Below are 12,682 nucleotides of genomic sequence, written 5' to 3'. Positions count from 1 at the left end.
TGCCCCCGGTGGGCCGGGGGCGAGTGCATGCCTTACCGGACGATGATGCGGACGTTGTCGATCAGGCGGGTCGAGCCCACCCTGGCGGCGACGGCCAGCACCGCCTCGCCCCGGAAGTCGTCCGGCGCCTCGGTGAAGGCGTCCGGGTCGATCAGGGCGAGGTAGTCGAGGTCGACGCCCTCGGCGGCGTCGAGGGCGGCGGAGGCGGCCTCGCGGACGGCCTGCGCGCCGCGGGCGCCCGCGTCCCGTCCGGCGAACAGCGCCCGGGACAGCGCCAGCGCCTGCCCGCGCTCCTGCTCGGACAGGTAGTGGTTGCGCGAGGACAGCGCCAGGCCGTCCTCCTCGCGGACGGTCGGGACGCCGACGATCTCCACGTCGAAGTCCAGGTCGGCCACCATCCGGCGGACGATCGCCAGCTGCTGGGCGTCCTTCTCGCCGAAGAAGGCGAAGTCCGGGTCGGTGATGTGCAGCAGCTTGGCCACCACGGTCAGCACGCCGTCGAAGTGACCGGGCCGGCTGGCGCCCTCGAACCGCTCGCCCATCGGGCCGGCCGCCAGCCGCACCAGCGGCTCGCCGTTCGGGTACACCTCCTCGCCGCTCGGCGCGAAGACCACGTCGGCGCCGGCCTCGGCGGCCAGCTTCACGTCGGCCTCCAGGGACCGCGGGTAGCGGTCCAGGTCCTCGCCGGCGCCGAACTGCAGCGGGTTGACGAACACCGTCACCGCCACCCGGCCGTCCCGGCCCACCTGCTTGCGGGCGGCCCGGATCAGCGCGGCGTGGCCCTCGTGCAGCGCGCCCATGGTCATCACCACCGCGTTGTCCACCGGCTGCTCGTCCGGCCAGAACGCGGACTCGAAGTCCTCGACGGTGTGCGTCAGCTCCGCCGTGTGGACCTTCGGCGCCTTCGCCGCCTGCCGGCCGCGCTGGTTCTTCCCCGCCATCAGTGGTTCTCCTCGTTGAGTACGTCCAGCAGCGCCGCCGCCGGCTCCGGCTTCAGCGTCCCGCTCCGGACGGCGCGCTGCGCGGTGGCCCGGGCCATCGCCCGGTACGCCTGCCCGATGTCCGGGGCCACCGTAGCGAGCTGTTCCAGGTGGCGGCGGACCGTCCCGCCGTCGCCGCGCGCCACCGGGCCGGTCAGCGCGAGGTCGCCCGAGCGCAGGGCGTTGTCCAGGGCCGCGCCGAGCAGCGGGCCGAGCATCTGGCCGGGCTCCGCCACGCCCGCCGCCCGCAGCAGCTCCATGGCCTGGGCGACCAGGGTGACCAGGTGGTTCGCGCCGTGTGCCAGGGCCGTGTGGTACATCGCCCGGACCTGCTCCGGCACCCAGGCGGGCTCGCCGCCCATCTCCACCACCAGGGCCTCGGCCACCGGCCGCAGCTCCTCGGGCGCGGTCACCCCGAACGGGCAGCCGGCCAGCCGGGCCACGTCCACCGAGGTGCCGGTGAAGGTCATCGCCGGGTGCAGCGCCAGCGGCAGCGCCCCGGCCCGCGCCGCGGGCTCCAGGACGGCGACGCCGTGCGCCCCCGAGGTGTGCACCACGATCTGGCCGGGCCGGATCGCGCCGGTCGAGGCCAGCCCGGCGACCAGCTCGGCCAGCACGTCGTCCGGCACGGTCAGCAGCACCAGGTCGGCGGCGGCCAGCACCTGCGGCGGGGTCACCAGGCGGACGCCCGGCAGCAGCGCCTCGGCCCGCCGGCGGCTGGCCGAGGACACGCCGGAGGCGGCCACCACCCGGTGGCCGGCCAGTTGCAGCGCGGCGCCCAGCGCCGGGCCGACCCGGCCGGTGCCGACCACGCCGACGGCCAGCCGGGCGGGCCGGTTGCCGGGGTCCGCGGGGTCGCCGAAGGGATCGGCGGGTGCGCCGAAATCAGGGTGCACGGCTCTTTTTCCGTTCCAGTCCTCTGCGGGTACCAGACGTACCGCCCCATGGTACGGGCAGCCGCGCGCGCCGGAACCTCCCTACGGCACCCCTACAGCGGCTCTCCGGCCCGCACCAGACCGTTCTCGTACGCCAGCACCACGGCCTGGACCCGGTCGCGCAGGCCGAGCTTGGCCAGGATCCGGCCGACGTGGGTCTTCACGGTCGCCTCGGAGAGGGTCAGCCGGGCGGCGATCTCGCCGTTCGACAGGCCCTGGGCGACCAGCAGGAACACCTCGCGCTCCCGCTCGGTGAGCGGCGCCAGCACCGGCGGCCCGCCGGCCGTGGCCGGGGTCGGCAGCACCTCGGCGAAACGGTCGATCATGCGGCGGGTGGTGGTCGGCGCCACCACCGCGTCGCCGCCGTGCACCGCCCGGATCGCCGCCACCAGCTCGGTCGGCGGCACGTCCTTCAGCAGGAAGCCGCTCGCCCCGGCCTTGAGCGCCGCGAAGGCGTACTCGTCCAGGTCGAAGGTGGTGAGGATGAGCACGTGCGGGGCGCCCGGCAGCGGCGAGCCCTCGGCGTCCAGGCAGATCCGCCGGGTGGCCTGCACCCCGTCCAGGCGCGGCATCCGGACGTCCATCAGGATCACGTCGACCTCGGTGCCCTTCAGCACCTCCAGCGCCTGGGCGCCGTCACCCGCCTCGGCGGCGATCTCGATGTCGCCCTGGGACTGCAGGATCATCCGGAAGCCGGTGCGCAGCAGCTCCTGGTCGTCGACGAGCATCACGCGGATGGGCACGGTCGGGACTCCGTTCACTTGGACGCCTTGAGGGGGAGCACTGCGCGGATCCGGAAGCCTCCGCCGGGCCGCGGCCCGACGTCCAGGCTGCCGCTGACCATGCCGACCCGCTCCCGCATGCCGATCAGACCATGTCCGAGCCCGTCCTCACCACCCGCGGTCAGCTGGTCGTCGGTGGTGCCGCGGCCGTCGTCCTCGATCAGGACCTCCAGGTCGCGCTCCCGGAAGTCCACGGCCACCCGGGCCCGGACCCCGGGGCCGCCGTGCTTGCGGACGTTGGTCAGCGCCTCCTGGACGATGCGGTAGACCGTCAGCTCCAGGCCGCGCGGCAGGTCGCGGGCCTCGCCGCTGGTGGCGAACTCCACCGGCAGGCCCGCCGCGCGGACCTGCTCCAGCAGCTCGGGCAGCTCCTCCACCCCCGGCTGCGGCACGTACTCCTCGGCGGTCTCGGTGGTCCGCAGCACGCCCAGCAGCCGGCGCATCTCCACCAGCGCCTGCCGCCCGGTGGAGGCGATGGTGCCCAGCGCCTCCTTGGCCTGCTGCGGCGAGTTGTCCAGTACGTACGCGGCGCCGTCCGCCTGGACGATCATCACCGAGACGTTGTGCGCCACCACGTCGTGCAGCTCCCGGGCGATCCGGGCTCGCTCGGCGGCCACCGCCACCTTCGCCTTGGCGTCCCGCTCCCGCTCCAGCCGGGACGCCCGGTCCTCCAGCTCCACCAGGTACGCCGCCCGGACCCGGGTCAGCCGGCCCCACGCCCAGCACAGGATGAAGGGGGTGGACATCAGCACCGAGATGAACGCCTGCTGCCAGAAGCTCGGCGGGTTCGGCGGCGGCAGGTCGGTGGCCAGATCGGAGGCCGCCGGCTGGTCCCCGGACTCGTCGAACCGCCACATGGTCAGCGGCCCCGCCGCCAGCCCCGCCACCATCACCAGTCTCGACGCCCACGGCGCCCCGAACGCCGCCGCCGTGTACGCGAGAACCAGGTAGCCGATGCTGGAGGCGCCCGGGTTGACGTGGGCCACGATCTGGGTGAGGCCGAGGCCCACCCCGGCCGCCGCGGTGGCACTGGGGTACCGCCGGCGGAGCACCATCAGCACGGCGACCAGCAGCGAGACCACGACCCCGCCCCAGGCCTGGGCCTCGGTCGTCGAGGGGTCGTCGAAGTACGCCAGGTCGGACAGCAGCCCGAGGAAGAGGACCGGCAGCGCCCAGACGGAGTCGACCACCATCGGGTGTCGTCGGAGCCAGGCGTTGAGTCGATGCACGCCTCAAGCCTAGGGAGTCCGGGGCCGCCCCCAAGTCCGCCGGGAGGGCGATCCGGTCCTACTCCGCAGGGTGGAGACGGCCCCCACCTCGGCTAACGTCCCCCGCATGGACTGGATGCGCTGGCGGCCCGCCACCGAGCACGCCCTCTACCGGCCGGACGGCGGCTTCTACCGCAGGTCGGAGGGCCCCGCCGGGCACTTCCGGACCTCCGTGCACGCATCACCCCGGTACGCCGCGGCGGTCGCCCGGCTCCTCACCGAGGTGGACGAGGCCCTCGGCCGCCCGGCGGAACTCGCCCTGATCGACGTCGGGGCCGGCCGCGGCGAACTCCTCACCGGCGTGCTCGCCGCCCTCCCCGCCCACGCCGCCGCCCGGCTGCGCCCGTACGCCGTCGAACTCGCCGACCGGCCCGCCGGCCTGCCCGACCGGGTGGAGTGGACCGACCGCGTCCCCGAGGGCGCCACCGGCCTGCTCTTCGCCAACGAGTGGCTGGACAACGTGCCGCTGGACGTCGCCGAACGCGACGAGGACGGCCGGCTGCGCTACGTCGAGGTCTCCCCGGAGGGCGAGGAGCGGCTCGGCGCCGAACTCGGCGCGGCCGACGCCCGCTGGGCCGGGCAGTGGTGGCCCGAGGGCGAGCGGATCGAACTGGGCGGCCCCCGCGACGAGGCCTGGGCCGCCGCCGTCGGCGCCCTCGACCGCGGCCTCGCCGTCGCCGTGGACTACGCCCACACCCGCGCCACCCGGCCGCCCTTCGGCACCCTCACCGGCTTCCGGGCCGGCCGCGAGGTGCCGCCCGTCCCGGACGGCAGCTGCGACGTCACCGCCCACGTCGCCCTGGACTCCGCCGCCGCCCCCGGCCTCCCCACCCTGCGGACCACCCAGCGCGAGGCCCTGCACGCGCTCGGCCTCCACGGCGGCCGGCCGCCGCTGGCCCTCGCCACCACCGACCCCGCCGGCTACCTCCGCGCCCTCTCCGCGGCCGGCGAGGCCGCCGAGCTCACCGACCCGGGCGGCCTCGGCGGATTCGGCTGGCTCGCCCAGGCTGTCCGCATGCCGGTACCGGCGGCCCTCGCCGCCCTCCCGGGGTGGCAGACTCTGATGCCATGAGGGAGACCACGGTCGGCATCGGTGCAGGCGCCCAGACGCTCACGGGAGAGCTGGGCACCAGCGACATGGTGCTCAACATCGGCCCGCAGCACCCGTCCACCCACGGCGTGCTGCGCCTGAAGCTGGTGCTGGACGGCGAGCGCATCGTCGCCGCCGAGCCGGTGATCGGGTACATGCACCGCGGCGCCGAGAAGCTCTTCGAGGCCCGGGACTACCGGCAGATCATCATGCTGGCCAACCGGCACGACTGGCTCTCCGCCTTCTCCAACGAGCTGGGCGTGGTGCTCGCCGTCGAGCGGATGCTCGGCATGGAGGTGCCCGAGCGAGCCGTCTGGCTGCGCACCCTGCTGGCCGAGCTCAACCGGGTGCTCAACCACCTGATGTTCCTCGGCTCGTACCCGCTGGAGCTGGGCGGGATCACCCCGATCTTCCACGCCTTCGCCAGCCGCGAGGACCTCCAGCACGTGCTGGAGGAGGCCTCCGGCGGCCGCATGCACTACATGTTCAACCGGGTCGGCGGCCTCAAGGAGGACCTCCCCGCCGGCTGGCTCGGCCGGGTCCGCACCGCTGTCGCCACCGTCCGCTCCCAGCTCCCGGTCTTCGAGGACCTCGTCCTCGGCAACGAGATCTTCCGCGGCCGCACCGCCGGTGTCGGGGTGCTCTCCCGCGAGCACGTCCACGCGTACGGGGTCAGCGGCCCGATCGCCCGCGCCAGCGGCGTCGACTTCGACCTGCGGCGGGACGAGCCCTACCTGGCCTACGGCGAGCTGCAGGACGTCCTGTCGGTGGCCGTCCGCGAGGAGGGCGACTGCCTGGCCCGGTTCGAGTGCCTGCTGGAGCAGACCGTCAACGCCCTCACCCTCGCCGACGCCTGCCTCGACCGCCTGGCCGAGCTGCCGCCCGGCCCGGTCAACCAGCGGCTGCCCAAGGTCCTCAAGGCCCCCGAGGGCGAGACCTACGCCTGGACCGAGAACCCGCTCGGCGTGAACGGCTACTACCTGGTCTCCCGCGGCGACAAGACCCCGTGGCGGCTCAAGCTGCGGTCCGCCTCGTACAACAACATCCAGGCCCTGACCGAGCTGCTGCCCGGCACCCTGGTCGCCGACATGGTCGCCATCCTCGGCTCGATGTTCTTCGTCGTCGGCGACATCGACAAGTAGCCCCCGGGCCGCCTGGGCGCTCAGTCGGCCGGGTGCGGGGCGAGGGTGCGGTGGGCGCCGGTGGCGATGCGCTGTTCGCAGAGGTCGGCCAGGACCTTGTACGCGGCGGCCCCCATCAGCTCGGTCAGCTCGGCCCGGTAGCTGACGTACACCGGGTCGGGGGCGTTGTGCGCCTCGGGGCTGCCGGTGCACCACCAGTGCAGGTCGTGCCCGCCCGGTCCCCACCCGCGCCGGTCGTACTCCCCGATGCTCACCTGGAGGTAGCGGGTGTCGTCCGGCCGGTCGATCCAGTCGTAGGTGCGGCGGATCGGCAGCTGCCAGCAGACGTCCGGCTTGGTCTCCAGCGGCTCCCGGCCCTCCTTCAGGGCGAGGATGTGCAGCGAGCAGCCGGCCCCGCCGGGGAACCCGGGGCCGTTGCGGAAGAGGCAGGCGCCGTCGATCCGGCGGGTCTGCCGGTCGCCGTCCTCGTCGAACATGGTGATGCCGCCGTCGAGCTTGATCCGGCCCTTGGCGTCGGTGCCGTGCGCGCGGTTCTCCCAGATGTCGGGGGTGAGCCGGGCCGCGTGCTCGGCGACCCGCCGCTCGTCGTCCTCGTCGGAGTAGTGGGCGCCGAGCGTGCAGCAGCCGTCCGAGGCCCCGCGGCCGGGCCGGATGCCGTGGCAGCCGTTGCCGAAGATGCAGCCCCAGCCGGAGGTGAGCCAGGTCAGGTCGCAGCGGAAGACCTGGTCCTCGTCCTCGGGGTCGGCGAACTCCACCCAGGCGCGCGGGAAGTCGAGCGGCACCTCGGGGCGGATCGTCGGCATCGCGAGATCGACGGCCCCGCTCTTCCCGGCCTTCTTCTTGTTCTTGCTCTTCGCGCTCTCAGCTGCTGCCACGCTGCCAAGGGTATGGCCTCGGCCCCGTTCGGACGCTTCCCGGGGGCCGGGCCGATTGTCCCGGTTCGTTCCGGCTTCCGCGCCGGCCGGACCGCCGTTCGTCCGCGGAGCGTCCCGTGACGGGCGCGTCCGGTCTCCGTGAAGCCGCTGTGAAAAGCCGGACGGCCCGGCGGGCGCGTCCGATCCGGGGCCTAGGATGGCGCCCTCAGGGGGTCGGCGCGGGGCGCCGGCGAGAGAGACGGGGGACGGGGATGGCGGACAAGGTCGTCATCAAGCCGTGGGAAGTCCACGGCGAGGGGCGGGAGTTCGAGAACATCTCGAACGACTTCGGGCGGGCCGCGCTCGATCTGGAGAACCGGCTGGCGGGCCTCGGCACCCCCTGGGGCGCGGACGAGCCGGGCACCGGGTTCGGCCACGCGTACGGCGAGGCCCGGGAGGGCGTGCTGGGCGGGCTGCAGGGGCTCTCCGAGCGGCTGCGGAAGATCGGCGCGGGGCTGCACACCATGGCGGACAACGCCGAGCGCAACGACGGCGACGTCCGGGCCGACTTCTCCGGCCTGGAGGCCGGGCTGCCGAACGGCGGCGGAACCGGACACCGTCCCACCGCGGTCTGAGCTGACACAGCGCCAGACCCGCCCGATCCGTACCACCCGAAGGGGGACCCCAACGTGTCCAGGAAGCTGCCGGAGGAGCTCGCCCCGGTCCTGGCCCGACTCGGCCAGCGCTGGCCGGAGGCGGACGAGGACGGGCTGCGCCGGGCCGCCGGGCTGTGGCGGGAGTTCGGCGCCGAGGCCGAGCGGCTTTCGCGCCGCGGCGGGGACTCGGCCCAGCGGGTCACCGGCGAGAACTCGGGCCGTGCCGTCGAGGCGTTCGGCGAGCACTGGCGGAACTTCTCCGGCGGCGGACGCGGCCACCTCGACGACGCGCACGGCGCGGCCGAGGCGATGGCCCACGCCTTCGACAAGGCCGCCGCGGCCGCCGACCACTGCAAGGCGGAGCTGGTCTCCGTCCTCACCGAGCTGGCCGCGGAGATCGAGAAGGACGACGCGGCCGAGGCCGCCGCCAAGACCCAGGTGGACACCGCGGGGTGTGGCGTCGGCGGGCTGGTCGACAAGGTGGCCGGCACGGTCAAGGGCGCGGTAGCGGAGGTGGCCGAGGCCGCTGCCGTGGAGGTCGCCAAGCTCAAGGTGATCGGCCTGCTGCACGAGCTCGGCCGGGAGATGCGCGACGCGGTGCAGGCCGCCGTCAAGGAGCCCGCGGTCACCGCGCTGGAGCGGATAGCCCAGGCGGACGGCCGCGGCCTGCACGGCGAGTACCGGACGATGAGCGCCGCCCGCGCCTCCGGCCAGTTGGAGGGCGCCCTGGGCGCCGGGGCGATCGCCGGGTCCGCCGCCGTGTCCGGGGTCACCGCGCTCAGCGCCAAGGTCGGCCCGGACGGCAAGGTGGTCACCGACCGCCACGGCAACCCGGTGCTGGTCGCCCCCGACGGCACCACCGTGAGCGGGGTGAAGGGCCTGAGCCTCGCCGTGGGCGAGGACGGCAAGCCCGAGATCGGCCCGGACGGCAAGCCGGTGCTGGTCGACGCCGCCGGCCGGGAGGTCACCGGCCTCGCGGTCGGCGCGGACGGCAAGCCGATGGTCGGCGCCGACGGCAAGCCCCTGCTGGTCTCCGCCGAGGGCGACCTCGGCGACACCGGCCTCAAGCTCACCCTCGGTCCCGACGGGCAGCCGCTGCTCGGCGGGGACGGGCGGCCCGCCGTGGTCGGCGAGGACGGCCTGCCGGTCGTGGCGATGGCCATCGGCACCAACGGCCGCCTGCTGGCCGACAAGGAGGGCCACGTCGTCGGCCTGGACGGCGACGGCCACCGCCTGGACGGCCTGCCCGGCGGCCTGCCGGGCACCGCGGTCGGCCCGGACGGCCCCGACGGCGGCCCGGACCGGACCAAGACGGGCCCCGGCGGCCCGCTGGGCCCCGGCGACGGGCACGGCCTCGGCAAGGACGGCAAGCCCGTCCTCGGCGTGGACACCCAGGTCGGCCCGCACGGCGTCGACCTCGACCTGCGGACGGCCGCCGGCGACCTCGGTACGGGCCTCCAGCCCGACGCCGAGAGCGGCGTCCACGCGGGCGCCGGCTTCGGCGGCAACGGCGACCAGGGCCCCCGCCCGTTCGGCGGCGACCACGGCGCCCGCGGCAACGGCGGCGGCAGCAGCGGCGGTTGGGGATCCTCCGGGTTCCAGACCCAGGCCGCCGTCGACGTCTCCGGCGGCTTCGATCCCGACCCCTCGCCCGCGCCCTCGCACCACGTGCGCGGCCCGATCTCGGTCCACACCGACTCGGTCGCGATGGCGCCCCCGGCGCCCTCGCCGGTCCTCGGCGGTGGTGACGGCCCCTCCGGCGGCGGCTGGCGTCCCGAGCCGGCCGGACCCGTGGGCCCCGGCGGCTCCGCCGGTTCGGGCGGCGGCTTCCAGCTCGGCCCGGTCGGCGGCGGCTCGGCGGGCGTTCCCGCCGGCGGCGCGGCCGGTGTGCCCGCCGGCGGCACCGTGGGCGGCGCGCCCGGCGCGGTGCCCCCGGTCGGCGCGGGCGCGGGCGTCCCGGCTCCCGGTCCGGCGGCGCCCGGTGGTGCGGCCGGCCCGGCCGCGGGTGCCGTCCCCGGCCAGCCGGGCGCGGCCCCGGCCGCCGGCTCGGTGGTCGGCGCCCCCCTCGCCGGGCAGCCCGGCCAGGGCGGCCAGGGCGGCAGCGCCGCCGCGGTCGTCGTCGGGCCGCACCCCGGCTCCGGCGCCCGGACCCCCGCCGCCCCCGCCCCCGGTGGCGGCGGCATCGGCCAGCAGCCCGCCAACCCCGGCCCGGTCCGGATGGAGCCGTACGCCGAGTACCGCCGCCGGCCGGAGGGCTTCGACACCCCCACCGCGGGTGGCAACGGCCTGCCGGTCCACCCCGGCCAGGCGTCCGCCGCCTGGCTGGTCGTGCAGACCTCCCGCCGGACCGGCGACGGCGCCCCGGGCGCCCCGCGCCGACCCGGCACCCTGGCCGACAGCCGCCCGTACGGGCAGCCCGGCGGGCTCGGCCCGGTCGACCCGGCCCACCAGGCCGAGTCCGTCCGCCGTGCCCCGCTCGGCCTCGACGGCGTCCCCGCCGTGCATCCGGACCCGCGCGCCGGGGCCTGGACCGAGGCGGTCAACGGCGGCGGCTACCGCGAGCCGGGCCGTGCCAACAACTGCGTGGACCTCGCCCTGTCCACCGTCGAGGGCTACGCCAGCAACCCCACCTGCGGCGCGCCCCGACTGCCCGACGGCCCGGCCGGCGAGCGCGGCGGCCGCGACCGCGCCGAGAGCGAGCTGGGCACCCGCTTCCTCGACCTCGGCGACGGCCCGGCGGCCCTGGAGCGGCTGGCCCGGTCGCTGCTGTTCACCGGGCACGGCGCGCAGGCGGTGCTGCTCACCCTCGACGAGTTCGGGCGGTCGCACACCTGGAACGCGGTCAACCACGAGGGGGTGCTCGGCTACCTCGACCCGCAGACCGGACGGCAGTCGGACACCCCGCTGTACCGGGCCGAGCAGGGCCTCTGGGCGATCGCCCTGGACGCCGAGCGGCGCCCGGTCGACCTGACCGAAGCCCCCAGCACGGTCGCCGTCCCGAGCACCCCTGCCCCGGCTCCGGCCCCCAGGACGGCCACCGCGCCGCCCGCGCCGGAGCCTGCCCCCGCCGCGCCCGCCCCCGCCGAGCCCGCCGGCGAGCCCGCGAAGCCGGAGCCCGCGAGGGCCGCCGCCACCGAGCCCGAGCCCGCGGCCGAGCCGGCGCCCGCCGCACCCGAGCCGGCGGCGCCGCGCTCGCGCCTGACCGTCCACCGCACCGCCGCCCGTCCGAGGAGCACCCGCTGATGATCACCCGTGAGCAGGCCGTCGAGGCCGCCCACCGCTGGGTCAACGGCGCGCTCCCCCCGGAGGGCGTGCGGCCGGTCCTGTCGCACGAGTTCGACCTCGGCTGGGTGGTGTGGCCGGAGCCCCCGCCGATCCAGATCGACCCGCTGACCGGCGAGCGCCGCGCCCCGGAGGAGATCGGCGCCGCCTGCGCCGTGGTCGACCGGGTCACCGGCGAACTCACCGTCTGGCCCTCCGTCCCGGTCGGCGAGGTGATCCGGCTCTACCGCGACAGGCTCGGCGCCGGCAGCTACAACCCCGTGCTGCCCCCGGTCACCGGGCCCGGCACCCGGGCCACCCTCACCTACCGCGGCAAGGAGGGCGCCGAGCAGACCCTCGCGGTCGACTCCGAACTCGGCCTGCCGCACCCCGCCCTGCGCGCCTGGCAGCGCCTGCGCGAGCAGGGCGTCGCCGCCGAGGACGTCCTCGGCCTCCACACCGACCTGCGGCTCGGCATGCTGCCCGGCGGCTACTGGGCGTACGTCATCGGCTCCCAGCTGCCCGAGGTCCCGGTCGGCTACGACCTCGCCCACGGCCCGCACTTCGACCAGCGCGCGGCGGCCGTCCGGGCCCTGGACGGCCGGCGGGAGCGCGGTGGGCTGCCGCCGATGAACCGGGTGCCGTTCCCGGCCGCCGTCCCGCCCGCCCAGCCGGAGCCGGCCGCCGCCCTCGCCGCCCGCCTCGCCGAGCGGTTCGGCCCGGACGGCGTGCGCCGCTTCGACCCCGCGGCGGTGGCCGACGCCGACCTGCCGGAGGCCGTCGCCGGGCCGCTGCTCGACCTCGGCCTGCCGCGGACCGTCGAGGGCTTCTTCTCGCTGCACCACCCCGAGCCGGACGGCGTCGCGGACGGCACCGCGGACGGCACCGTCCTGCCCGACCTGGCCGGCCACCTGGCCGCCCTCGGCCGCGGCGAGCGGGCCACCGCCGAGGCCCGCAAGGCGCTGCTGGGCCAGCTGCTGATCGGTACCGACGGCTGGGCCCTGATCACCGTGGACACCGCCCAGGGCCGGGTCCGCGCGGTCGACCCCGACTACGCCACCGCCCGCTACTGCAACACCGACCTGACGGCTTTCATCCGCTGCCTCGCCCTCTTCGCCGAGCGCTACCCGCGGCTGCGCGGCCTCGACCCGCAGACCGCCGGCCCGGCCGTGGCCGAACTCCAGTGGGCCCTCGCCGCCCTGGACCGCACCGTCTTCTCCGACCCGGAGAACTGGTGGGCGGTCATCGTCGAGCAGCTCTGGTGCGGGCTGCTGTGAACCCCACCGAGATGAACGCCGCCACCGTGCACCCCACCCCGGTGAACGAGCCCAAGCGGCAGGCCGCCGCGGTCGCCGCCATCGTCGTCCTGCTGTTCCCGCTGGCCGTGCTGGCGGGAAGCGGGGCCTCCCGCTCGGTGGCCGGGACCTGGCGGGAGTGCATGGGCCACCTGGACGCCTCGCTCAACGTCTCGCTGGGCCTGATCTTCCTCTGCGGGACCTGCTTCTCCTTCCTGGCCGGAGCGGTGGCCGCGGGCCTCGGCCACCGCCTCACGCCGAACGCGCGGCCGCTCCAGCGGTTCGGCGCGATGCTGGCCTTCGCCGGGATCGCGGTGTTCCTCACCTTCCTGGTGGTGGCGGCCGTCAACGCGGGCACCCCGTACGGCCCGGACCACTGCCCGGGGCGCGACTCCTACTGACCCGTGCCTCCGGGAGGC

11 protein-coding genes are annotated in these 12,682 nt (G+C 76.2%); 6 read left to right on the top strand and 5 right to left on the bottom strand.

Features of this window, described 5'->3' with window-relative positions; translation table 11 throughout:
* Positions 1-32: 32 nt before the first annotated feature.
* The 4 genes from panC to ABWK59_RS15635 form a co-directional block, all read right to left on the bottom strand.
* Positions 33-941: a pantoate--beta-alanine ligase gene (gene panC, locus ABWK59_RS15650; protein ID WP_354641193.1), complete on the bottom strand. Its 909-nt coding sequence runs from the start codon at positions 939-941 to the stop codon at positions 33-35.
* Complete coding sequence (locus ABWK59_RS15645) at positions 941-1,876, bottom strand: Rossmann-like and DUF2520 domain-containing protein (RefSeq protein ID WP_354641192.1); 936 nt, start codon at positions 1,874-1,876, stop codon at positions 941-943. Before ABWK59_RS15645 ends, panC begins: the two co-directional genes overlap by 1 nt.
* Before the next feature lie 92 nt (positions 1,877-1,968).
* Positions 1,969-2,658 (bottom strand): response regulator transcription factor, encoded by a 690-nt coding sequence (locus ABWK59_RS15640; protein WP_354641191.1) that lies wholly within the window; start codon positions 2,656-2,658, stop codon positions 1,969-1,971.
* 14 nt (positions 2,659-2,672) lie between these two features.
* Positions 2,673-3,926 (bottom strand): sensor histidine kinase, encoded by a 1,254-nt coding sequence (locus ABWK59_RS15635; RefSeq protein ID WP_354641190.1) that lies wholly within the window; start codon positions 3,924-3,926, stop codon positions 2,673-2,675.
* Positions 3,927-4,032: 106 nt separating this feature from the next.
* Between ABWK59_RS15635 and ABWK59_RS15630 the strand changes: the two genes are divergently transcribed.
* Both ABWK59_RS15630 and ABWK59_RS15625 read left to right on the top strand, forming a co-directional pair.
* The gene (locus ABWK59_RS15630) at positions 4,033-5,037 is read left to right on the top strand and encodes an SAM-dependent methyltransferase (protein ID WP_354641189.1); all 1,005 of its coding nucleotides are present in this window, start codon (positions 4,033-4,035) and stop codon (positions 5,035-5,037) included.
* Complete coding sequence (locus tag ABWK59_RS15625) at positions 5,034-6,197, top strand: NADH-quinone oxidoreductase subunit D (RefSeq protein WP_354641188.1); 1,164 nt, start codon at positions 5,034-5,036, stop codon at positions 6,195-6,197. Before ABWK59_RS15630 ends, ABWK59_RS15625 begins: the two co-directional genes overlap by 4 nt.
* 20 nt (positions 6,198-6,217) lie before the next feature.
* On the opposite strand, the gene ABWK59_RS15620 is transcribed toward ABWK59_RS15625, so the two are convergent.
* Positions 6,218-7,072 (bottom strand): hypothetical protein, encoded by an 855-nt coding sequence (locus ABWK59_RS15620; protein ID WP_420492785.1) that lies wholly within the window; start codon positions 7,070-7,072, stop codon positions 6,218-6,220.
* Between the two features lie 251 nt (positions 7,073-7,323).
* On the opposite strand from ABWK59_RS15620, the gene ABWK59_RS15615 reads away from it, so the two are divergent.
* From ABWK59_RS15615 to ABWK59_RS15600, 4 genes are read left to right on the top strand one after another with little or no spacing between them, the layout of a single operon-like run.
* Positions 7,324-7,686, top strand: coding sequence for a WXG100 family type VII secretion target (locus ABWK59_RS15615; protein ID WP_354641187.1), 363 nt, complete (start codon positions 7,324-7,326; stop codon positions 7,684-7,686).
* Positions 7,687-7,740: 54 nt separating this feature from the next.
* Positions 7,741-10,950, top strand: coding sequence for a toxin glutamine deamidase domain-containing protein (locus ABWK59_RS15610; RefSeq protein ID WP_354641186.1), 3,210 nt, complete (start codon positions 7,741-7,743; stop codon positions 10,948-10,950).
* The gene (locus tag ABWK59_RS15605) at positions 10,950-12,245 is read left to right on the top strand and encodes an SUKH-4 family immunity protein (protein ID WP_354641185.1); all 1,296 of its coding nucleotides are present in this window, start codon (positions 10,950-10,952) and stop codon (positions 12,243-12,245) included. Before ABWK59_RS15610 ends, ABWK59_RS15605 begins: the two co-directional genes overlap by 1 nt.
* On the top strand, positions 12,242-12,664 hold the full coding sequence (locus tag ABWK59_RS15600; protein WP_354641184.1) for a hypothetical protein: 423 nt from the start codon (positions 12,242-12,244) through the stop codon (positions 12,662-12,664). Before ABWK59_RS15605 ends, ABWK59_RS15600 begins: the two co-directional genes overlap by 4 nt.
* Positions 12,665-12,682: the final 18 nt, after the last annotated feature.

It is taken from the genome of Kitasatospora sp. HUAS MG31 (assembly GCF_040571325.1).
In the GTDB taxonomy this organism is placed as follows: domain Bacteria; phylum Actinomycetota; class Actinomycetes; order Streptomycetales; family Streptomycetaceae; genus Kitasatospora; species Kitasatospora camelliae.
This window is presented reverse-complemented; position numbering and strand designations above follow the sequence as displayed.